Source organism: Lactobacillus laiwuensis, from assembly GCF_019972835.1.
GTDB lineage: Bacteria > Bacillota > Bacilli > Lactobacillales > Lactobacillaceae > Lactobacillus > Lactobacillus laiwuensis.
On record NZ_BPPB01000004.1, the window covers coordinates 22,151 to 42,468 of the forward strand.

General features: G+C 35.8%; 27 protein-coding genes, 1 other RNA gene and 1 other annotated feature. Of the genes, 1 reads left to right on the forward strand and 27 read right to left on the reverse strand.

The genetic code is table 11. The annotated features are described in order from the left end of the window. Positions 1-7: 7 nt before the first annotated feature. The 20 genes from rimI to LDM92_RS02845 all read right to left on the reverse strand — a co-directional run bounded on the left by rimI (position 8) and on the right by LDM92_RS02845 (position 13,652). The gene (gene rimI / locus LDM92_RS02750) at positions 8-559 is read right to left on the reverse strand and encodes a ribosomal protein S18-alanine N-acetyltransferase (protein ID WP_223901954.1); all 552 of its coding nucleotides are present in this window, start codon (positions 557-559) and stop codon (positions 8-10) included. Continuing rightward, the gene (gene tsaB / locus LDM92_RS02755; protein ID WP_223901955.1) at positions 543-1,289 is read right to left on the reverse strand and encodes a tRNA (adenosine(37)-N6)-threonylcarbamoyltransferase complex dimerization subunit type 1 TsaB; all 747 of its coding nucleotides are present in this window, start codon (positions 1,287-1,289) and stop codon (positions 543-545) included. The genes rimI and tsaB overlap by 17 nt, the downstream gene beginning before the upstream one ends. Positions 1,290-1,316: 27 nt before the next feature. Beyond that, a complete protein-coding gene (locus tag LDM92_RS02760) occupies positions 1,317-1,835 on the reverse strand; it encodes a folate family ECF transporter S component (RefSeq protein ID WP_223901956.1) in 519 nt (172 codons plus the stop codon). 55 nt (positions 1,836-1,890) lie between these two features. Beyond that, positions 1,891-2,628, reverse strand: coding sequence for an acyl-[acyl-carrier-protein] thioesterase (locus tag LDM92_RS02765; protein WP_223901957.1), 738 nt, complete (start codon positions 2,626-2,628; stop codon positions 1,891-1,893). Between the two features lie 8 nt (positions 2,629-2,636). Next, complete coding sequence (gene rsmI / locus LDM92_RS02770) at positions 2,637-3,491, reverse strand: 16S rRNA (cytidine(1402)-2'-O)-methyltransferase (RefSeq protein WP_045928386.1); 855 nt, start codon at positions 3,489-3,491, stop codon at positions 2,637-2,639. Positions 3,492-3,503: 12 nt separating this feature from the next. Then, positions 3,504-3,842, reverse strand: a complete 339-nt coding sequence (yabA, locus tag LDM92_RS02775; protein WP_223902193.1) for a DNA replication initiation control protein YabA — start codon at positions 3,840-3,842, stop codon at positions 3,504-3,506. A gap of 9 nt (positions 3,843-3,851) precedes the next feature. Beyond that, on the reverse strand, positions 3,852-4,712 hold the full coding sequence (locus LDM92_RS02780) for a DNA polymerase III delta subunit-related protein (protein WP_223901958.1): 861 nt from the start codon (positions 4,710-4,712) through the stop codon (positions 3,852-3,854). Beyond that, positions 4,712-5,035: a cyclic di-AMP receptor DarA gene (gene darA / locus LDM92_RS02785; RefSeq protein WP_223901959.1), complete on the reverse strand. Its 324-nt coding sequence runs from the start codon at positions 5,033-5,035 to the stop codon at positions 4,712-4,714. Before darA ends, LDM92_RS02780 begins: the two co-directional genes overlap by 1 nt. Positions 5,036-5,040: 5 nt before the next feature. Beyond that, positions 5,041-5,688 (reverse strand): dTMP kinase, encoded by a 648-nt coding sequence (tmk, locus tag LDM92_RS02790; protein ID WP_223901960.1) that lies wholly within the window; start codon positions 5,686-5,688, stop codon positions 5,041-5,043. A gap of 102 nt (positions 5,689-5,790) precedes the next feature. Continuing rightward, positions 5,791-6,021, reverse strand: coding sequence for a YaaL family protein (locus LDM92_RS02795; protein ID WP_223901961.1), 231 nt, complete (start codon positions 6,019-6,021; stop codon positions 5,791-5,793). Further along, positions 6,021-6,620, reverse strand: a complete 600-nt coding sequence (gene recR, locus LDM92_RS02800) for a recombination mediator RecR (protein WP_223901962.1) — start codon at positions 6,618-6,620, stop codon at positions 6,021-6,023. Before recR ends, LDM92_RS02795 begins: the two co-directional genes overlap by 1 nt. Continuing rightward, positions 6,621-6,950 carry a YbaB/EbfC family nucleoid-associated protein gene (locus LDM92_RS02805; protein WP_223901963.1) on the reverse strand — a complete coding sequence of 110 codons (330 nt, stop codon included), beginning with the start codon at positions 6,948-6,950 and terminating at the stop codon, positions 6,621-6,623. 20 nt (positions 6,951-6,970) lie between these two features. After that, on the reverse strand, positions 6,971-8,776 hold the full coding sequence (dnaX, locus tag LDM92_RS02810) for a DNA polymerase III subunit gamma/tau (protein ID WP_223901964.1): 1,806 nt from the start codon (positions 8,774-8,776) through the stop codon (positions 6,971-6,973). A gap of 57 nt (positions 8,777-8,833) precedes the next feature. Then, positions 8,834-8,927: signal recognition particle sRNA small type (gene ffs / locus LDM92_RS02815), an RNA gene on the reverse strand. Positions 8,928-8,955: 28 nt separating this feature from the next. Further along, positions 8,956-9,465 carry a tRNA adenosine(34) deaminase TadA gene (tadA, locus tag LDM92_RS02820; protein WP_223901965.1) on the reverse strand — a complete coding sequence of 170 codons (510 nt, stop codon included), beginning with the start codon at positions 9,463-9,465 and terminating at the stop codon, positions 8,956-8,958. Beyond that, positions 9,465-10,085, reverse strand: coding sequence for a class I SAM-dependent methyltransferase (locus LDM92_RS02825; protein WP_223901966.1), 621 nt, complete (start codon positions 10,083-10,085; stop codon positions 9,465-9,467). Before LDM92_RS02825 ends, tadA begins: the two co-directional genes overlap by 1 nt. 119 nt (positions 10,086-10,204) lie before the next feature. Continuing rightward, positions 10,205-10,744, reverse strand: a complete 540-nt coding sequence (locus tag LDM92_RS02830; protein ID WP_223901967.1) for a hypothetical protein — start codon at positions 10,742-10,744, stop codon at positions 10,205-10,207. A gap of 325 nt (positions 10,745-11,069) precedes the next feature. After that, on the reverse strand, positions 11,070-12,017 hold the full coding sequence (locus LDM92_RS02835) for an SLAP domain-containing protein (protein ID WP_223901968.1): 948 nt from the start codon (positions 12,015-12,017) through the stop codon (positions 11,070-11,072). 11 nt (positions 12,018-12,028) lie between these two features. Further along, a complete protein-coding gene (locus tag LDM92_RS02840; protein WP_187160558.1) occupies positions 12,029-12,598 on the reverse strand; it encodes a L,D-transpeptidase in 570 nt (189 codons plus the stop codon). A gap of 31 nt (positions 12,599-12,629) precedes the next feature. Then, complete coding sequence (locus LDM92_RS02845) at positions 12,630-13,652, reverse strand: D-alanyl-D-alanine carboxypeptidase family protein (protein WP_223901969.1); 1,023 nt, start codon at positions 13,650-13,652, stop codon at positions 12,630-12,632. Positions 13,653-13,828: 176 nt separating this feature from the next. Here LDM92_RS02845 and LDM92_RS02850 point away from each other — a divergent pair, with 176 nt between their 5' ends. Then, a complete protein-coding gene (locus LDM92_RS02850) occupies positions 13,829-14,920 on the forward strand; it encodes a C40 family peptidase (RefSeq protein WP_223901970.1) in 1,092 nt (363 codons plus the stop codon). A 117-nt stretch (positions 14,921-15,037) separates the two neighbouring features. On the opposite strand, the gene rplL is transcribed toward LDM92_RS02850, so the two are convergent. From rplL to pstC, 7 genes are all read right to left on the reverse strand, one after another. Beyond that, the gene (gene rplL, locus LDM92_RS02855; protein WP_045928398.1) at positions 15,038-15,403 is read right to left on the reverse strand and encodes a 50S ribosomal protein L7/L12; all 366 of its coding nucleotides are present in this window, start codon (positions 15,401-15,403) and stop codon (positions 15,038-15,040) included. A 43-nt stretch (positions 15,404-15,446) separates the two neighbouring features. Continuing rightward, positions 15,447-15,956 carry a 50S ribosomal protein L10 gene (rplJ, locus tag LDM92_RS02860; RefSeq protein WP_045928399.1) on the reverse strand — a complete coding sequence of 170 codons (510 nt, stop codon included), beginning with the start codon at positions 15,954-15,956 and terminating at the stop codon, positions 15,447-15,449. 39 nt (positions 15,957-15,995) lie between these two features. Continuing rightward, positions 15,996-16,119: a sequence feature (ribosomal protein L10 leader region), on the reverse strand. A gap of 33 nt (positions 16,120-16,152) precedes the next feature. After that, positions 16,153-16,827, reverse strand: a complete 675-nt coding sequence (phoU, locus tag LDM92_RS02865; RefSeq protein ID WP_223901971.1) for a phosphate signaling complex protein PhoU — start codon at positions 16,825-16,827, stop codon at positions 16,153-16,155. A 15-nt stretch (positions 16,828-16,842) separates the two neighbouring features. Next, a complete protein-coding gene (gene pstB / locus LDM92_RS02870; RefSeq protein WP_045928401.1) occupies positions 16,843-17,598 on the reverse strand; it encodes a phosphate ABC transporter ATP-binding protein PstB in 756 nt (251 codons plus the stop codon). A gap of 14 nt (positions 17,599-17,612) precedes the next feature. Further along, positions 17,613-18,413, reverse strand: a complete 801-nt coding sequence (pstB, locus tag LDM92_RS02875; RefSeq protein WP_223901972.1) for a phosphate ABC transporter ATP-binding protein PstB — start codon at positions 18,411-18,413, stop codon at positions 17,613-17,615. 11 nt (positions 18,414-18,424) lie between these two features. Then, on the reverse strand, positions 18,425-19,318 hold the full coding sequence (gene pstA, locus LDM92_RS02880) for a phosphate ABC transporter permease PstA (RefSeq protein ID WP_223901973.1): 894 nt from the start codon (positions 19,316-19,318) through the stop codon (positions 18,425-18,427). A gap of 7 nt (positions 19,319-19,325) precedes the next feature. Then, positions 19,326-20,318: a phosphate ABC transporter permease subunit PstC gene (gene pstC / locus LDM92_RS02885; RefSeq protein WP_034980330.1), complete on the reverse strand. Its 993-nt coding sequence runs from the start codon at positions 20,316-20,318 to the stop codon at positions 19,326-19,328.

The following is a 20,318-nucleotide window of genomic DNA, read 5'->3' on the forward strand; positions in this document are numbered from 1 at the left end:
CTTTCTTTTAGTCACTTGTCAATTTAAGCACCATGTTAAAAGCATCTTGATGCGAACTCTGGTAATAATTAGGCCACACAAAACTTACTGTAAAACCTAACTTGCAATACAAATTTTGAGCAGTCAAGTTATCAACTCTTACTTCTAGACTAAGTTCTTTACAGTTTTTATTTTTAGCAATTTCAATCACTTTTTTGATTAAATAAGTACCTATACCCTTTTTTTGCCAGGCCGAATCAACCATCAGATTAGTAATATGTGCATTACTACTGTCAAAGCGTGCACCGATTAATCCAATGACACTCTGGGTTTGCAATACAGCTAAATATAGTGAATCATTTCTACTTATTTCAGTATGAAAAGCCATTGAATTCCACGGTTGTTTCCCCTGATAAAGACTTTGTTCCAATAACAATATTGCAGAAATATCTTTAACTTGGGCTTGCCTGACACTCAGAATAGATTGATTCACAGTGATTTTTTCTGGGGCAAACTTAATAAACTTTTTTCCTTTTGCTAAAAGCCAAAAAGACCCAAAATGTTTAAACTTCTTCCACATAATTGCTATCTGGTTTATAGGCTTCCCCTGTCTTTTTATGCCAGTCAATTTCAGCTTGCGTGCGCCGCAAATAATTCGGCAATAATTGATCAGGGTCATCAGGTTGAGCATTCAGAGCCAGCTTACCTATTAAACCAGCATGAACAACATTCTGCTTTTCCATGCCTAAACTGAAAGAAATATTTGTCTTTTTTATAGCCTCTTCCTGCTTTTCAAAGCCAGTCCCAACATAAATCACTCTTTCTAAATTGTTAGCTGTACAATATTCTGATATTGCACTTAAAAGAGTATCAATGTGATAGTGACCATCCGGAATCACGCAGACAGGTACATTACCATTTTCCTTATTTATATAAGCACCGGCAAAATAGTTATTATTGCGAGCATCTATACCTGCTACTATTAACGCTGTTTGTTCATTGCAACTGGAAGCTAAAGCTTGTAAAGTAGACACACCAATTACATCTTTATGTAATATGCTGGCAAACATCTTAGCAGTAGTCACACCTATTCGCAAACCTGTATATGAACCCGGCCCTATCGCAACGGCAAAGCGATCAATTTCAGCTAATTTCAGATTATGTTCTTTTAAAATTTGATCAATTAAAGGATCCAAATGAGCACTATGATTGCGGGCATCATATTCATTTTTTTCCGCAATAGTCTCACCATTATCATTTAAAGCTACACTTAAATTATTTGTCGCAGTCGACATACTCAAAATTTTCATTCTAAAATTTTTATACTCTTTTCAAAATTACCTTTTGATTCTCACGCGTGAAATGGCGTTTAATACAAAGTAACTAATAATCATCTCTAACCACGGAGTAATCGCTTCTTTAGGTATTCGTTGAATAAGGACAACGCGAAAGTCCATCCCGTAAAGAAGGTGCACCCATAAAGTATTTAGCCCTATATTAACAACAAAAGTTACTAATAGAGTTGCAAGAATTATCCGCCATACTTTAACTGGCTTTTGATAAAAAACCAAGCCATAAATAAAAGGACCTATCATTGCACTCAATGTAAAGCCAAGGAAAAACCCTCCTTGATTGCCAAATAGAGCTGATGAAACCAAATCACTAATTCCACCACCAATGCTTCCCCAGACTGGACCAAACAAATAACCTAGCATTACACTGCCTATAAATCCGAGGCTAACATGCACAATTGTTGTTCCAACTGTAAAACGACTAAGAATAATTTTCATTGCCACGATAATTCCTAAAAGGACAAGATCACGCAATTCGACCTTAAGCATCTCTTTAATAGTCATTTTCAGCACTTTCTTTCTTCAGTTAATTTTTGTGAGAACACAAAAAATAATTATATTATAATTTGTGCCAAGTTAGTTCACAAACAGCTTTGTCATTTTTGTCTTCATCTGCAATTGTATGATAAGATTTAATACCTGTTTCGTCTTTAATTACGCTCACGCGCGAATATGGTTCTTCCCCATAGCGCACTTCAAGGTTAAATTTAATATCAATAGTCTTGACAATATGGTTTTTCAAAAAGTCACGGTCCAATGTATCAATAAACCAGTTAAAATAGTGGCCATTGGTCATGTGATGGTTTGTATCCAAATCATCATAACGTACCCGATATTGTCTCTCATTTTGATATTCATCCTGAACTCGCAACCTAGGAAAACGAGGTAATTTTTTTAGAAGTGGAACGCCAATTTCAGCCATCATTTCTTTATCTGTGGAAACCAGTTTACGAGTTTTTAAATCAAATAGCACCCATTCGCTCTTAACAGTTATCAGGTCATTGCCATTTTGATCTGTAAAAGCATAATTTCTATATTCTAAAAAACGGTTATAGCCGAATGGTTCGGTTGTGATGGTAATTTCTTCATTTGGTCTGGGCAGACGCGCCACTTCAATATGATATTGTGTTACAACCCAGCCTAATCCTCTTTTAGTTAACGCACTTGTACTGCCATTGCCTGAGTCTAATTGATGCTCTGAAACGCTCATCATTAAATCAATCATTGCAGGCAATTTCAAATTTTTATTTTCATCACACTCATAATAATTTACTATATGCTTTTCACTATACTTCATACTTTCACCTACTTTTGATGATAACGTTCATATAACTCATTTTTTGAAACATTATTTTCTTGAGCTACTGTCTTAATCGCCGATTTTTTACTTTCTCCTGTGTCAACCAACCGGTTCACCGCTTTAATTAATTCGGCCCACGACAATTGCGTTTCTTGAGCGGCATTAGGAGAAATTAAAACAACGAATTCACCTCTAGGAGCATTTTGTTCAAAATAATCTGTAACCTCACTGATTGTACCACGAATAAATTCTTCATGAATTTTTGTAAGCTCTCTGGCAACAACAATTTTTCGTTCAGAATCCAGTATTGCGGACATGTTATTGAGAGTTTTTATTAATCTGTGTGGTGCTTCATAAAAAATAGAGGTAGCTCGTGCTTCTTTCATTTGTTCAAAAAAAGGCTGTTGCTCACTTTTTTTGCGTGGTAAAAAGCCATAATAGGTAAAGGGTTGGGCGTCAAAGCCGGAAGCAATTAAGGCAGTAGCAAATGCCGAGGCACCAGGCAGAGGAACTACGGGAATATTATTTTTGATACATTCTTGCACCAAAATGTATCCCGGATCTGAAATGACAGGCATCCCCGCATCACTAATTTCAGCAATAACCGCACCATCTTTCATTAGCTTAATTAATTCCGGTGCCCTTTCTTTTGAATTATATTTGTGAAAGGAAAGCATATGATTATGAACCCCAATTTTTTCAAGCAGGATGCCACTTGTTCTAGTATCCTCAGCAGCAATATAATCAGCTTCCTGTAAAATTCTTTTTGCTCTAAGGGTAATGTCTTCAAGGTTACCAATAGGAGTTGGCACTAAATAAAGTTTGCCGCTGTCTTGACCATAACTACTTTGCCTTTGCATTTAATCAATCCTTTAATGTTTTTTCTTTTTCTCGCCAAAATTATCAAGAATATCCAAACAAAACATGCAGTCAGTATTAGGATCACGGTGAGAGCCATAGTACATATTGCAAATATGGTAACCTGAGCTGTAAATTTGCCGTAAAGATTCAAGGCCACTCTGAGTTTTAACTGTATTATTATTATGGGCACTATTCATTTTGTCCATTTTTTCACGCAGCAATTGATTCTCTACTTTTAATTCAGTATTTTCTTTTAATGTTTCTAAAATACTATTTTCTAAACTTTCGATTGTTTTGGTCATACTAACCATCGAATCATGAAGTTGCTCTAACTTTGAATAAGAATCCACCATGAACACCTACCGCTTCCATTGTAAAGCAAGAAAATCGAGTAAATTGCGAAAACTAACATTGCTGTATTGCATTTTGTCAATTTCAAGCAAATACTTTAACATTCTTGCCCTGCTTCCTTGATTATTGCCATTTAATTCTGCTTGAGCCCATTTTTTAAGTAAAAAGAGAACGTAATTTTGCTCACTTTTGCTTTTTGCCATTTCTGCTAACTGATGTGCACTCACAAGTGAAAGTGAGTTATGTTCAAGCATTTCTTGGTAAAAATATTTGGTTCCTTTATCTAATTTAGCTGTATCTACCAATGAGTCAACTTCGCTCGGACTAAAACCATTTGCCAGTAATTCTTCGTTTTTATCATGGTTTTTTTGATTGAGCGTAAAATTAATAATTTGAGTACGTGAACGAATAGTGGGCAAAATTTGATCGGTATTATTTGTGATTAAAATAGTAACAACAGGCGCAATAGGTTCTTCCAATAAATTAAGTAAAGCATTAGCAGCAGGCAAAGTTAATTTCTGGGCTTCATTAATAATAAAGAAGCGGACACTGCTTTGAACCGGACTTTTAGCCAATTCTTCCTTCAAAACCCGAACTTGATCAATTCCTAAATTTTGTTTGCCTTCAGGCTTCACCAGTAACACATCAGGGTGGTTACCGGAAATAATTTGCCTGCAATTCTGACATGTACCATCCGGTTTTTCAATACCGCTACAATTAAAAAGGCAAGCTAGCCAATAGGCAGTATTTAATGCTTGAATTTCATTGGCATCAACAAATAAATAGCTATGCGCCAATTTGTTTTGCTCAAAAGCTTGACGCAAAAGTTCAGACTGTTTCTTGCCTCTTTCTCTAATATCGACCGACATCAGAATTGCTTGAATTCTTCAACAGGCAAAACAAAACACGTAGCTCCCCCAACCGTAATTTTTACTGGTTGGCTACTCATTTCAAAACCTGTCATCACCAAATTAGGGTTCATATATTCTTCACGGGATTTAGACTCTTCCTTAATGATGCGCAAAACCTGCTTGACATGTTTATCATCTATACCGATAAGAAAAGTAGTATTACCCTCACTTAAAAATCCGCCAGTTGTAGCCAGCTTAGTCGCACGAATATTTTCTTTGACAAAAGTACGCTGCAATCTATTAGCATCTTCTTTTTGAACAATTGCAACTATTAACTTCATTTTAATCAGTCCTTTAACAAATCTACTGGTAATCGGTTTGCAATTATTTTAACACAATCCTCTACTACTAAATTAAAAGGTTTATTTGCGTCAACAACCTTTATTCTTTCAGGATGAGCCTTAATTACTTCTTGATAACCCTGATAAACTTTTTGATGAAAATTTAATTTTTCCTGTTCCAAACGATCTTCTTGACCGGCTCTTTCTTTAGCAATTCTGGTTAATCCAACTTGCGGTTTAACATCTAAAAAAATAGTTAGATCGGGTTCAATTTTACTTGTAGCAAAATCATTAATCTGTTTTACTGCAGCAATACCTAATTCTCGTCCTGCTCCTTGATAGGCTAATGAACTATCAACAAAACGATCTGAAAAAACTATTTTACCTGCTTTAAGTGCTGGTATCACGGTTTCAAACATGTGCTGACTGCGAGAAGCTGCATAAAGCAATGCTTCAGTTTTGGCAGACATTTCTTCATTAACCGGATCCAAAATTAATTGCCGGATTTTCTCAGCAATTTTTGAGCCTCCTGGTTCTCTGGTTACTAGATATTGTGTCTTAAGCCTAGGCCCAATTTCCGCCACAACTTGCTTTAAAACTGTACTTTTTCCTGACCCATCCGGACCTTCAAAACTGATAAAATAACTCTTCATAAAACTCTCCATGTCTCTATTTTACAAGAGTTATCTTTATATGAACACCCCAACGTACTTTTAATTTTTCATCAAAATAAAAAGCCCTTTTGAAAAAGGACTTTAATCTGAAATTGCATTAGTAAAACCACTAAATCTTGTATGACGGTGACGCGCTTCATCATATAAAAAGGAATACTTGGCTCTTAAAATTTTACCTGTCACTACATTGTCTTCAGACATATCTAGTGTTGTCGGATCAAGATTTTTTTGAACAGCAATCTTTTCCTGCAAGTCTTCAATAGTAGCCATTAACCACTTATCACCCATATTTTTTATTTTGTTACGTGCCATTAGATTGAAGTTCTCCCCTGTACTGCTCGTTTTAAGGTAATTGAATTAGCGTATTCAATATCACTGCCTACAGCCAAACCTGCTGCTAGCCTGGTTACTTTAATACCAGCTGGTTTGATTAGTTTACTAATATACATGGCTGTTGATTCTCCTTCTGGAGTTGAATTTAAAGCCAAAATGACTTCTTTTACGCGATCCTGCTTTTGTAGACGAACTATTAATGACTTAATATTAATTTCTTCTGGGCCAATACCATCCATTGGGGATAAAACTCCGTGCAAAACATGATATAACCCGCTATATTCACCCATATCTTCAAAAGCCATCACATCTTTTGGCTGCTCAACTACCATAATGGTCGATTGATCACGTTCAGGATTACTGCATATAGTACACGGATCCTTTTCTGTAATGTTGCCACATATAGAGCAACGGTGAAGCTTTTCTTTCACCTCTTTTAGTGCAGTACTAAAACTATGAACATCTTCATCTGGCATATCTAAAGTATAAAATGCAAGCCTTGTAGCTGTTTTTTCACCAATACCAGGTAATTTCATATAAGAATCAATTAAATGCGCAATTGGCGCTGGATATTGCAATTAAATCATGCCCTTCGTATATTTGCCTAAACTTTGCTGGGTAGCTTGGTCAATTTCCTCTAATCCTTTATTAACCGCATCAATAATTAAATCTTGCAACATGTCAGGATCATCAGGGTCAATCGCCTCTTTATCAATGGTAATATTTTTCATTTTGCGATCTCCGCTAAAAGTAGCTACAACCAAATCATCTGCTGACTTGCCTACAAATTCCTGTGCAGTAATATTTTGTTGCTCTTGCGCCATTTGCTCTTGCAACTTCTTAGCCTGCTTCATCATTTGTTGCATATTCATGCCGCCCATAGCACCAAAATTAGGTCTTTTACTCATATTTTTTTCTCCTTTAAATTTTAGTCTTTAACATTTACTGTGTCACCAAATAGCTCTTTAGCTTTTTCTACAACCTGATTGCTTGACTCGTCTTGTTCTGAACTTGAATCTGATTGCTTTTGCTTATTAAGCAGTTCTTTGCCATGCTTTTGCAAAAATTCTGTCCGCACAGTAGACCAGTCTTCATCAGGTACCAGCACTATTTCATAATTATGCTTAGTAAATTTAGCAATTTCATCTGTCAATACATCTAGTAAATTACCATCTTCGCTGGCTTTTTCAAACCAAAGAGTATATTTGCATTTCATTACTACCTGATTTGAACTGGCTGCAACAGGATTCAGCACATCTAGCAAAGCACGTTGCGATACGCCTAAAACTGACTGCAGATCCGGCCAAACATTTTTGATAGCCACAAGATCATCCTTAGTGGCATTTTCTAAGACATGATAAACTTGTTTCCGATTTTGTTCATTAGCCTTTTTTCTACTTCTAATTGTTTTTCTAGGTTTGGAAACAGTTTTTGCTTTGGCATTTTTACTTTTATTAGTATCAATTCGATCAGAAACGGTACTGTCAAGATGAAAAATCTTATCGCTATTTTGGGTTTGCTTTTTGCTTAAATTAGAAACTTTTTTAGTTAAGTTTGCAACCTGCTTTTTTAATGCCTCTAATTCACTAGTCAAATCAGTATTTGCATTCCTTTGACTTTCCGAATCGGCCAAAACATTTTCAGAACCAACTTTGCTATTTTGTTTGCCAGCACATTCAACTAAAAAGACTTCTAGTGGAATCTGTTGCTGATTAGTATAGCGTAAATCATTTAATGCAGTGTTCGCGGATGCAATCAGTTGAAAATAGCGGTCAGGATCAACTTCTTTAATCTGTTCAACAAAATCATCGCTTAAAAAGAAGTTTTGGTTGCTGTCGTTAGTTTTGACAGCCATTAATGCATTAGTCGCCATTTCAATGAGCTCATCTAAAATGTTTTTTGAACTGGCACCATTTTCAAGTTCTGTCTGCGCCAAAGACAATGCTTCAGTTGTATCATTATTTAAAATTGCTAATAAAATCTGTTCGATCTTTTCTTTATCAGCAAAACCTGTTATTTCAAGAGCCGCATCATATTCAACTTTGTTTTTATCAAAACTTAAAAGTTGGTCTAAGATGCTTAAGGCATCCCTCATACCACCGTCAGCTACTTGAGCAATTACGGCTAAGGCTTTTTCATCATAACTGATTTTTTCTTGCTCAAGAATATACTTCATTCTTTGTTCAAGGTCAGCCTGAGTTATACGCTTAAAATTATAACGCTGAGTCCTTGATATGATAGTCGCTGGCACTTTTTGCAATTCCGTAGTGGCCAGAATGAAAACAACATGCTCCGGTGGTTCTTCAAGAGTTTTAAGCAAAGCATTAAACGCACCCATTGACAGCATATGAACTTCATCAATGATGTAGACTTTGTATTTACCTTGAGTTGGAGCATACTTAACTTTATCTCTAATATCGCGTATTTCATCAACACCGTTGTTAGAAGCCGCATCGATCTCCATAATGTCTGCCATTGCACCCTTGTCGGCTGCAAGACAATTGGCGCACTTGTTACAGGGCTCTCCATCTTGCAAATTGCTGCAATTCAATGCCTTAGCCAAAATTTTTGCACAGGAAGTTTTTCCAGTTCCCCGTGGACCAGCAAACAAAAAGGCATGGGATATTGTACCGCGCTTAATTGCATTTTTCAAAGTATCCGTAATATCATCTTGACCAACCACACTATCAAAAGTGCGAGGTCTCCATTTGCGGTATAACGCTTGATAAGCCATTGATCAGTCTTCCCTAGTAAAAAACTCTTAACTCTTTCGCAAGAGTTAAGAGTTTGTAATTGTCTAATAAAAGGCACATGCCCGAGCAACCTTAGTGCTGCTACCTTCCGGTCCTGACACGCTTTGGAGGTCAAACATTGCCCATAAGATATATTAACGTATTTTAAGGTATTTTTCCACTAATTTGCGAAATTTTTGCCGGAGTCTTTTGCCGCTTTTTGTTTTTGTCTAATATCTTTAAAAAAATCTTTTAACATCTGACTCGCTTCTTCACGGTATAGTCCCCGAATAACGTTAGGATGATGATTAAATTTTTCAATATCAAAAAGGTTGACAACGCTACCAGCCGCACCAGCTTTAGGGTCAAGTGCTCCAAAATACAAACTCTTAAGGCGAGAGTTAATAATCGCACCTGCACACATAGGACAGGGTTCTAGGGTGACAAAAAGACTACAGTCTATTAAACGCCAAGTGCCAAGCTTTAAGCAAGCTTCCCTGATAGCAATCATTTCAGCATGTTGAGTCGCGTCTTGGTCCAATTCGCGCCGATTAAAGCCTTCCCCGATAACTTGCCCTGCAGAATCAACAATTACAGCTCCAATTGGAACTTCTCCTAAATCTTGGGCTTTTTTTGCTTGCTGAAAAGCTAATTGCATAAAGTCTTTTTTTTCTGCACTTGAAAATGACATTAATTATTCACCGCCTGCAAAACATAGTAACCTTTATCTCTTTTTAAAATGGTACAGTTGCCAAAAGTTTTTGTTAATAATTTACGGGCACTCGGCTCACCTTGTTTTTTTTGAATTACTACTAGTAAAACCCCATCAGTTACCAAATGATTTTTCGCACCAGACAGAATATTTGAAACAACTTTTTTACCAGCTCGAATCGGTGGATTAGTTAGAATTAAGCCATATTTCTTTGCTGATGCAATATTGTTATAAATATCAGAAGAAAAAATAGCAACATTATCTATATGGTTAAGCTCAGCATTCTTTTTTGCTAGATCTAATCCACGCAGGTTAACGTCTATCATTTCTACTGTTTGCTTTGGCCAAAATTTAGCTGCAAAAAGACCGATTGGTCCATATCCGGTGCCAACATCTAAAATATTGTTTTGAGGAAAATCAACATCAAGCATTTTCTTAATTAAAACACCTGAACCATAATCCACGCGTAATTTCGAAAAAACTCCGGCATCAGTGGTAAATTTGAGATCAATGCCGTTGACTTGATAATCAATTATATGCTCATCATGCTGAGAAGTGGGGTTCTCAGCAAAATACATTTGGTTTTCTTTGTCAGTCATAATTCGCTCATTTCTAAAACCTTATCCAGATAATTTTAACGGACATGTCATTTTTTGCAAATACAAAAAAACTAATTATGTTTAAAAGATATTTTCCAACATAATTAGTTTCTTGGATATTAGTAAATACCGTAAAGCATGCGAAACTTCACATAGTTTTTATATTTCTTAAATTTATCTATTTTAAAGAATATATAATGATAGCCGTAACTGGGATCATTTATCTCAACATCAACAAAACGAACTGTATCCATAAAATCAGCTACAGTATCTTTCATAGTATCAGAGGTATCAATCTTCCAGTTGTGATAAAAATGTTTTTGCTTTTTAGATGCAAGAAAATTTGTTTCGTTACCCTTTTTTAATTTAAAATCACCTTTTGGATCAATAAAATCTTTATAAAAAGCTTTAAGCAAAATATCAGGAGTTAATTTAATTCTTTTGACCTTGATATTCTGTTTTTTCTTAAAAGCTATGCCATGAATTATTGCATTATCTCTAGTTTTATAGTGCATAATGAAGTTACCCTTTGAAAAGTCGGCACTAACCGCGTGAGCCTTTAATTGTTTAAATCTCGGATAATATGAAGATTTAACTGGTTTCATATTTTTAGTGTATTTGGTATATCCACTATGATCGGTGACAACATAACCATTCATATGAACCCAGGGATTCTTAGCATAGGCTTTTTTAGAGGCCTTTTTTTGCAGTTTATAGAAGTAATCATACTTTTTAGGATGTTTTTTTTGGAATTAGATGCTTAAGGCTATAATAATTGTATTCATTATAGGATGCCTTTATTTCAGAGCTTTTTGCAGTTAACGGCAAGGCTAGACTGACTAACCCTATAGTTATGTAAGCCAAAATTTTGGCAGGTTTAAGATGCTTCATTTTTACCTCAAAGGACGTTTAATATTATTAATTAAATCACTTGTTGTATTTCATTGTTATCAGGCAACCTTTGACGAGTCTACATTTTTTTACTTAATATGTAACTCCAACCGATGAATAAATTTGATCGCTGTTGTTATCTACTACTGCACCAAGTCCAATTGTCTTATCCTTAGGATTAAGCAGAATGTCACGGTGGCCCCAATTGGATGCAGCGTCATCATAAATATATTCATAAACCATGTTATCGGCTACTAAAGCACTAGTGCCACCATGTGGGGCCTCAACAAGCTGGTTGCTTGAATGATCCATTGTCCAACCCCAAGGAAACATCGCTAGACATTCAGAGGTACTGTTACGACTAATTCCGGCCTTATCAAAGAAGTCATTTAAGATAAATTTTCCATTCGCATCCACATGAGCAAAATTATTAGGCAGTAGTTTGGTCCTTTCCTGTACAACTTCATCTAAACGAGAATCTTCTGCTACTGTATTTAACCCCCGTTTTGTTCTTTCATTATTTAATTCTTTTAAAAACTCTTGCCTAAATTCACTAATTGAAAAATCAGCAATTGTAGAATTATTTTGTGCAGGTTGTGTTGTGCCTGTATTAGCTGAACTTACTGGTTTATTAGTATCTACTGGATTGGCAGAATTACCTGAATTAGATTGAGTAGGTTGATTTACAGGCTGTTTTTGTGGCTTTTTAACCTTTGACTTAATATTTGCAACATCTTTTACCAGGACAAATCTATTTTTAGTTACCAGATAAAACTTTTTTCCTTTTATTTTTTTGGCTTTTTTAACAACCGTTAGCTTCTTGCCCTTTTTCAAAATCTTTTTCTTTAACTTCTTGCCTTTTTTATTATAGTAATATGTTCTTTTTTTGACTTTTACCCTTTTAACAGCTGGTGCTTTCAAAACCACCCTGCTGGAAACTTTCTTAGCTTCTGTGGTCGCTGAGCCAAAAGACAAACCGCTTGCTATGCTTGTAAAAGTTAATAGTACTGCGACAGTTTTACGATAATTAAATTTTTTCATTGCTTTCTCCTTTATTTAATAATAACTCTTAGTCCAGTTGGTGCTTTTTGATAGAACCAATTTGCATCGCTTGTGCTTAAATGAATACAACCATGAGAGGTTGGCTTTTTACCTAATTTGTTAGCTACCTTTTTAATTAATTTATGATGAATATTCCGCGGATTTTCATGAAAAAGATATAAGCCGCCTTGCAGCCAGCCTACCGCAAATCTTGCACCCATTTTCTCACTGGCAGAATAAAACCACGGTGCCCGATAAGTATTAATACGAAAATGTCCCTTAGGTGTTGAGTTATGTGCTCCAGTTGAAACATAAAATTCGTATCTGGTTTTGCGACCACGGATCAAATACGCGCGCTGCTTTTTTAATGAAACTACTATCTTATCTTTTTTAGCGCTCATCCCATGAGGATATGGTTTAATTTCAGAAGATTTAGTATAACTAATCGGTTTACGCATATATTCCTGTGGAATTTCACTAACGGATTTTGCAAAGATTTTCTTTTGCCCAAAATTTAATATGAATCCGCCAAGAATAATTAAAAAGCTAACTATTACAAATTTATTCTTTTTTATTTTCACTATCCATTACTCACCTTCTTTAATATGTCGACTAACTACGATGCTTATACGTAAATTTTACTAATTTATTCGCATCCAAAAACTCATCTTTGTCATGCAATACCACTACAATCCGTCCGTTGCCCTTGTTACAACTTCCAACAAAGCAATAGCCTGATCGCGGTGTCCAGCCTGTTTTCATGCCATCGGTTTTGAAGGATTTAACGTTATATTTACGACCAGGTAACGTATCATTATAGTTATGTAATTTCTGGCCTGCCACATACATCTCAGGTGTGGCAAAAAATTTCATCAAACTGGGATAATCATGAGCAACATGATAACCAATTATTGCTAGATCTTTTGCCGACAATAAGTTTCCTGAACTCCAAGCACCTTTAACATAATAACCATAAGGTGCTATATCACTGTTTTCAAGCCCTGAAGCTGATACGAAATTTGCAGAAAGATGCCATAGCTTTGCCTGTTTATTCATCATTGTGATGAATTTCTTATTTGAACCTGCAACCCATTGACCCAATCGAATTGCAGAGTTATTGTCGGAATCAATTATTGCTGAAGACATGATCTCTTTGATAGTATACTTTTTGCCTTTTTTTACATGAAAGCAGTCAAGGTTAGGATTCTTGGCCATTTTTACCAAAGAGCTAGAAAACTTGAGCTTTTTTTGCCAATCATGCGGATTACGGGCAAGCTTGCGCCTGGCTAAATAAATCGTCATTAGTTTCCCAGTAGATGCTGTTAAATAACGCTTCTTCGCATTTTTTGCCAACAATACTTCTCCAGTTTTACGATCCAAAACTAGGTAAGCTTTTGCTTTGGTTTTAGGCTTTTTTCCATGAAAATACTTAGTATATTGGCCAACTGATTTGTCTTGAGTGTGACTATAAACTGTAGTTTTATGTTTTTTCTTTTTAATTTTTTGATCCACTTCATTGTTTGCACTATTGCTGTCTATTTGAATGGTTTCATCAGCATGAGCTACTGAAGCGCTAACAAAAAAAGCTGCTATTATAGAAAAAAGTCCAAAAATAAACTTATTTTTGACTTGCACCTATACCTCCCTAAACATTTTCAAATTTAAAATTACAAGTGATATTTTAAAATTAATTAACTATAAATTTCATTATATTATAAAATGGTAAATGTAGTTAAATTTTTTTAAAATTGATTGGAGCTAAAATGTTAAGCAAATCCAAATTATTTTTAGTGGCTATCAGCTTATCACTTATGAGCACATTTATTTTTAATGAAAGAGTTTCTGCTGCAACTACTAATACACCAAGTATTGTTGATCAGCAGAACAATGAGCAAAAAGAGCAAACTCAATCTAATTCTGACACTAGTGATGATTCTAATTCTGACAATAACCAGATAGAAGATTCTAATACGAACGATAATAACTCTGGTTCAAACGGGGCAATTAACACTAATAAAAAGCACAAAGAAGTGCCAAAGGTTGTCTATTCTAAGAAAAAAGGTAGTGGTAAAATTTACCAAACCCATTATCGCTTTAGTAAAACATTAACTGGCAAAAAGCGTTCAGCCAAAAATTGGTATAAAAGACAAATTAGTTACAGCAAATTAGCCAAAACTAACAAAGGGACTTTTGTTAAGACAAAGTACGGATGGTTAAATAAAAAAGCTTTCAATCAGTTTCTATTAACTAAAAATAAAATCAATTATAAAATGAAAATTGTCAGAAATGCCAAATTGTATAACTTACCCGCCCACACTAATGATGCCAGAAAAATAGGAACTAGCAAAAATTTGCATTTGAAGAATAAATGGGTTCATGTCAATATGATTGCCCATACTAACTTGCATGCAGTATATTATCGTTTTAAACATCGGGGACAAAATTATTGGATTTTAGGAAAAAATATCAAATATAATTTAAAGGCTCTAGAAGGCAACAAAAAGTCGCTTGAACGCAGTATCAAAATCGGTGAAAAAATGATTGGTCATTCCAAATATGACGAAAAATCAAGACATTTTGACTGTTCTAGTTTTATGAATTATCTTTTTACTAAAGCAGGCCATCATCTAGGATCAACCACATTTAGTCAATGTTATAATGGCAAACCCGTTAATTATAAAAACAAAAAACGTGGCGATCTCATTTTCTTCGATGATAAAGACGATGGTCATTTAGCCCATGTTGGAATCTACCTCGGAAAAGGATTATTTTTACATGATAGTCCCTATACTGACAACGGCGGAGTTGGAGTTTCCAGTCTGCAAGACAATTTCTGGAACTCACACAATTCAAAGTATTTATCAGTTCACTATCCTGATGGTATTGTCAGAAGAATTATGTAAAAAATAATTAAAAGCCTTTAGCTTAAGTCCAATTTTAATAAAATCTCTTGAAAAATAAAAAGACGTATTTGCAAATTGCAAACACGCCTTTTTTTAACTTGTCCGATTGGACTACAATTATTTCAATGTAACTGTAGCACCAACATCTTCAAGCTTAGATTTAATGTCGTTAGCTTCATCCTCAGAAACGCCTTCCTTAACGTTCTTAGGAGCGCCATCAACAAGATCTTTTGAGTCCTTAAGGCCAAGACCGGTAATATCACGAACTGCCTTAATAACCTTAACTTTTTCTTGGCCAGCTTCTGTCAATTCAACATCAAATGTTGACTTAGCAGCAGCTTCGCCACCAGCGGCACCTGCAGCAGCAACTGGAGCAGCAGCAGAAACACCAAATTCATCTTCAATAGCCTTTACCAGGTCATTTAATTCAAGAATTGAAGCACCTTTTAAGTCTTCAATAATCTTATCAGTATCTAAAGCCATACTTATTTTATCCTCCGAAATTTTTAGATATAAATTATTTTATTTATTCTGCAGATTCATCTTTTGAATCAGCAACAGCTTTAACAGCATATGCGAAATTGCGTACTGGAGCTTGTAATACAGAAACAAGCATTGACAATAAGCCTTCGCGACCAGGAATGGCAGCAAGTTCCTTGATTTCTTCTTTAGAAGTCAATTTACCTTCCAGCATACCTCCCTTAATATCGATAACATCATAATCATCTTCGTATTTTGAAACGATACGAGCTGGTTCGGTAATGTCATCAGCATTATCAGTATAAATTACAGCAGTAGGACCTACAAAAGTCTCATCAAGACCTTCTATACCGGCCTTAGCAGCAGCACGTCTTAAGTAAGTATTCTTAACAACCTTCATGTTAACATCGTTTTCACGAAGTTCCTTACGCATGTTAGTAACTTCTTCAACAGTTAAACCCAAGTAGTTAATTATTAAGATTGCTTTAGCAGCTTTAAGTTCTTCAGCAAACGCATCAACGAACTTTTCTTTTTCAGCAATAGCAGCTTTACTCAATCGATTTCACCTCCATCAAATTTAATAATAAATTCCATCAGGCCCAAATAAAAACTCCATGCCAAGAAAGACATGGAGCTTTAAACTCATCAACATCTTCTGGCCTCGGCGGGAAATTAAGGCGTCATGCCACCCGAGTCTTAGGTAGAATTTACCTTATTAAATATAACAGGAATATAACTTAATTGCAAGCTAATCAGTTCTTTTTCGGCTTAGGTTTTATTAACTCAAATAATTCACCTGAAGTTTTGTAAATTACCCAACTGGCCAGGTTCACAATATGATCACTTATTCTCTCTAGTAATCTGATGATAACAAAGTAACTGGCAGAAGCTACAGCGGCGTCAGGTTCCCGCTCAACCCCGTCTATAATCATTTGTCTGGCATTCTTATAATCTTTAAAAACCTTAGCATGTCCAAGTACCATTTTTCTAGCATCTTTTTCATTTTCTTGAACATAAGCAGTTAACACTTGAACCAACATTTCACGCACTTGATGGGTCATGTTGGAAATTACTTTTTCAACTTCTGGCAGACGTGGATTACCTTTGACTCTGACAGTTTCAACGGCAATGCTATTCGCATTTTCGCCAATTCTTTCTAAGTCCGTTGTAGCTTTTAAGATACTAATAACAACGCGAAAATCTGTCGCAACCGGCTGTTGCAATGCCATTAATTCCAAAGCCTTTTTTTCAATTTTAACTGCTTCTTTTGCGACTTCCTTGTCTTCGGCAATCATTTCTTGCGCCGTCTTTTTATCATGTTCAACGAATGAACGCGTACCCTTGTCAATCAAATCATTGACCAAGACTCCCATTTCCATAAACTGAGCGTTCAACTTTTTCAGTTCATCTAAAAATATTTCGTGCATAATCCACCTCCAAAATTAGCCAAAACGGCCGTTAAGATAATTGTTTGTCATTTCTTTTTTAGGTGACAAGAACATTTCTTGTGTCGAACCTGATTCAATCAATTCACCATTCATTAAAAAAGCTACCTGATCTGAAACCCGACTCGCCTGTTGCAAGTTGTGTGTCACCATAATAAAAGTATATTTCTGTTTCAAAGCCATTAACGTTTCTTCAATTTCTGAACTCGATATTGGATCTAAAGCAGATGTCGGCTCATCAAGTAAAACAACTTCCGGTCTGATTGCCAGAGCCCGAGCTATACAAATACGTTGCTGTTGTCCCCCTGAAAAAGCAAGAGCATTACGCTGCAGGCTGTCTTTAGTTTCATTCCAAATGGCAGCTTGCTTCAAACTTTCTTCAACACGCTGTTCAATCAGATCTTTATCTTTAACACCAGCTATGCGTAAACCATAAGCTACATTATCAAAAACTGAAAATGGAAACGGCGTGGGCTGTTGAAACACCATTCCCACCTTCTTACGTAAAGCAACTAAATCAATATGGGAATGATAAATATCTTTTCCTTCTAAAAGTATCTCACCAGTAATATTAATATCGTCAATATCATCATTCATACGATTTAAACAGCGCAAAAAGGTAGATTTGCCACAGCCAGATGGTCCAATTAAGGCAGTCAATTTTTGAGCGGGAAAAGCTAAACTTATACCATGTAAAGCTTCAAAACTGCCATACTTAAGTTTAACATTTTTAGCCTCCATCACATTTGTCATCAATAACGCCACCTTTATCCAAAACTACCCTGAATGTACTTCTCAGTAATTTCACCTTGAGGGTTGGTGAAAATATTTGTAGTAGTATCATATTCTAACGCATGTCCCAAGTGAAAGAATGCTGTATATTCACTAATTCTTGAAGCCTGCTGCATATTATGCGTTACCATAACCATGGTATATTTCTTTCTCAACTGCTTTAAAGTATCTTCAAGCTTAGCAGTAGACACTGGATCTAAAGCACTAGCAGGCTCGTCAAGAAGTAAAATTTCGGGTTTTAGAGCAATCGCTCGCGCAATGCATAGTCTTTGCTGCTGACCCCCTGATAGTGCCAATGCACTTTGGTCGAGTTTATCCTTTACCTCATCCCATAAAGCCGCAGCTCTGAGACTTTCTTCTACAATTTGATCCAGTTTCTTTTTATTCTGCTGACCGTTTGCTTTTAAGGCATAAGTGATATTTTCTCTAATTGACTTCGGAAAAGGATTAGGCTTTTGAAAAACCATTCCAATTGCCTTCCGCAATTCATAAACATTAATTTTGTTCTGATTAACATTAAGGCCATGAAACATAATTTTGCCGTCAACTCGTGCCACACGATCATTCATACGATTAAGTGAGCGCAAAAATGTTGATTTGCCTGAACCAGATGCTCCTATTAATGCAGTAATTGTATTTTTCTTAAAGCCTAAGCTAACATCAAACAACTTTTGAACTGTACCACCATAGAAAACACTCAAATCATTAGTTGAAATTGCACAGTCATCTTCAGGAAAGGTCTTAATGTAGGTTTTTTGTTTTTGCCAATTTTCCATAAAAAGCTTCCTTACTTTATTTTAGCGGCTGTCAACCGTTTATATATCCAATTTCCTAGTGCTCTGGCACCAAAATTAAAGATGATGACAACAATTACCAATAAAGCTGATGTTCCAGCAGAAACCACATTCACATCTGGAATTATCCCTTCAGTATTTACTTTCCAAATATGTACAGCTAGCGTTTCTGCTGGACGCATTACATTCAAAAAACTAGTAGGACTAAACATATTCCAGTTAGAATAATCAACCGTTGAACCACTTTGCCCTGCGGTATAAATCAAAGCTGCAGCTTCACCAAAAACACGTCCAGCGCTCAAAATAACACCAGTAATTATTCCTGGCAGGGCTGCTGGCAATACAATGCCGTGAATGGTCTTCCAATTAGATAAACCCAGAGCCCAGCCAGCTTCTCTTTGAGTTTGAGGAACACCTTTAATAGCTTCTTCAATATTACTAGTAAGAGTTGGCAAGTTGAAAAAAGTTAGTGCTAAAGCGCCAGCGAGAATTGAAAAGCCAAATCCGAACTGAACCACAAATAAAAGATAGCCAAACAGACCAACAACTATTGAAGGTAAAGAGCTCAAAATTTCAATCGTGGTTCTGATTAACTGAGTGAACCAGTTATCAGGAGCATATTCGGCTAAATAAATGGCAGCACCGAGTGCAATTGGCATTGAAATTAGTAAGGTAAGTAATAAAAGATAGATAGAATTAAATAATTGGTCTCTAATTCCACCGCCTGCTTCAAAAGAGGACGATTCTGAACTCAAGAAATGCCACGATAAATGCGGTAATCCCGAAACTAAGATATTACCAAGAATACCAACCAAAAGAAGTACAACGATTCCAACTAAGAAATAAATCACGCCAGTAGCAATTCTATTTGTTTTTTTTGCGTTCATAATACTACTAACTCTTCTTTCCAATTAAATGTACCAAGAAATTAAATACCAGTGACATAATTAATAACAAAAGTGCCAAAGACCATAATGAATTGTTAGGCAAGGTACCCATAACAGTATTGCCCATTTGACTAGTTAACTGACTAGTTAACGTTGCTGCTGGGCTAACCAAGTTATATGGCATTAAGACTGCATTCCCGATTGCCATTTGCACAGCTAAAGCTTCACCAAAAGCACGAGCCATACCGAAAATAACGGCTGTCATGATACGTGAGCGAGCTGCTCTCAGCACAACGTGATATATAGTCTGCCATTTCGTAGCACCAAGAGCTGCTGAAGACTTTCGCAAATCTTTGGGAATAGCTTTAAACGCATCAACAGTAAGAGAAGTGATTGTGGGCAGAACCATTACAAAAAGTATTAACGTGGCAGTCAAGATGCCAAAACCTGTTCCTCCAAAAATAGTTCTAACAGCTGGAACAACTACCATTAAGCCAATAAAGCCATAAACTACAGAAGGAATACCTACTAAGAGCTCCATTACGGATTGCAGTAACTGCACTCTCTTACCAGATTCATATTCTGTCATAAATAGTGCCACGGCAATCGAAAATGGTGTTGCAATTAGTGCTGCCAAAAGTGTTACAGCAAATGAAGTTACAATCATCGCAGCTGCTCCAACATGGTTTTTACCAGCATTAGGATTCCAGTCAGTAGAAAACAGAAAATGGAAAATGTTCACTTTATTATCAATAAAGGTTGCTAACCCATGCATGCCAACAAAACCAATGATTGCAACTATTAATATTCCTATTAATATAATTGCCAAAAATGTTAATCCTCTGCCCCACCATTCTTGTCGTGTTTCTTTTGATGGCTTAGTTAAGCGATCAACATCAATATTTTTGGGATCAATACCTTTGAACTTAACATGTGGTACTTTTTGTTCGGCAAGAGCATTCTCAACAACTTGTTGTAAATCTTGTTCTTTTTTTGCCAT

What these genes read in the sequence shown, in the direction of transcription:
- rimI (WP_223901954.1), bottom strand. Translation starts at nt 559, where the DNA reads ATGTGGAAGAAGTTTAAACATTTTGGGTCTTTTTGGCTTTTAGCAAAA.
- tsaB (WP_223901955.1), bottom strand. Translation starts at nt 1,289, where the DNA reads ATGAAAATTTTGAGTATGTCGACTGCGACAAATAATTTAAGTGTAGCT.
- LDM92_RS02760 (WP_223901956.1), bottom strand. Translation starts at nt 1,835, where the DNA reads ATGACTATTAAAGAGATGCTTAAGGTCGAATTGCGTGATCTTGTCCTT.
- LDM92_RS02765 (WP_223901957.1), bottom strand. Translation starts at nt 2,628, where the DNA reads ATGAAGTATAGTGAAAAGCATATAGTAAATTATTATGAGTGTGATGAA.
- rsmI (WP_045928386.1), bottom strand. Translation starts at nt 3,491, where the DNA reads ATGCAAAGGCAAAGTAGTTATGGTCAAGACAGCGGCAAACTTTATTTA.
- LDM92_RS02780 (WP_223901958.1), bottom strand. Translation starts at nt 4,712, where the DNA reads ATGTCGGTCGATATTAGAGAAAGAGGCAAGAAACAGTCTGAACTTTTG.
- darA (WP_223901959.1), bottom strand. Translation starts at nt 5,035, where the DNA reads ATGAAGTTAATAGTTGCAATTGTTCAAAAAGAAGATGCTAATAGATTG.
- tmk (WP_223901960.1), bottom strand. Translation starts at nt 5,688, where the DNA reads ATGAAGAGTTATTTTATCAGTTTTGAAGGTCCGGATGGGTCAGGAAAA.
- LDM92_RS02795 (WP_223901961.1), bottom strand. Translation starts at nt 6,021, where the DNA reads ATGGCACGTAACAAAATAAAAAATATGGGTGATAAGTGGTTAATGGCT.
- LDM92_RS02805 (WP_223901963.1), bottom strand. Translation starts at nt 6,950, where the DNA reads ATGAGTAAAAGACCTAATTTTGGTGCTATGGGCGGCATGAATATGCAA.
- dnaX (WP_223901964.1), bottom strand. Translation starts at nt 8,776, where the DNA reads ATGGCTTATCAAGCGTTATACCGCAAATGGAGACCTCGCACTTTTGAT.
- tadA (WP_223901965.1), bottom strand. Translation starts at nt 9,465, where the DNA reads ATGTCATTTTCAAGTGCAGAAAAAAAAGACTTTATGCAATTAGCTTTT.
- LDM92_RS02825 (WP_223901966.1), bottom strand. Translation starts at nt 10,085, where the DNA reads ATGACTGACAAAGAAAACCAAATGTATTTTGCTGAGAACCCCACTTCT.
- LDM92_RS02830 (WP_223901967.1), bottom strand. Translation starts at nt 10,744, where the DNA reads ATGAATGGTTATGTTGTCACCGATCATAGTGGATATACCAAATACACT.
- LDM92_RS02835 (WP_223901968.1), bottom strand. Translation starts at nt 12,017, where the DNA reads ATGAAAAAATTTAATTATCGTAAAACTGTCGCAGTACTATTAACTTTT.
- LDM92_RS02850 (WP_223901970.1), top strand. Translation starts at nt 13,829, where the DNA reads ATGAGCACATTTATTTTTAATGAAAGAGTTTCTGCTGCAACTACTAAT.
- rplL (WP_045928398.1), bottom strand. Translation starts at nt 15,403, where the DNA reads ATGGCTTTAGATACTGATAAGATTATTGAAGACTTAAAAGGTGCTTCA.
- phoU (WP_223901971.1), bottom strand. Translation starts at nt 16,827, where the DNA reads ATGCACGAAATATTTTTAGATGAACTGAAAAAGTTGAACGCTCAGTTT.
- pstB (WP_045928401.1), bottom strand. Translation starts at nt 17,598, where the DNA reads ATGACAAATGTGATGGAGGCTAAAAATGTTAAACTTAAGTATGGCAGT.
- pstB (WP_223901972.1), bottom strand. Translation starts at nt 18,413, where the DNA reads ATGGAAAATTGGCAAAAACAAAAAACCTACATTAAGACCTTTCCTGAA.
- pstA (WP_223901973.1), bottom strand. Translation starts at nt 19,318, where the DNA reads ATGAACGCAAAAAAAACAAATAGAATTGCTACTGGCGTGATTTATTTC.
- pstC (WP_034980330.1), bottom strand. Translation starts at nt 20,318, where the DNA reads ATGGCAAAAAAAGAACAAGATTTACAACAAGTTGTTGAGAATGCTCTT.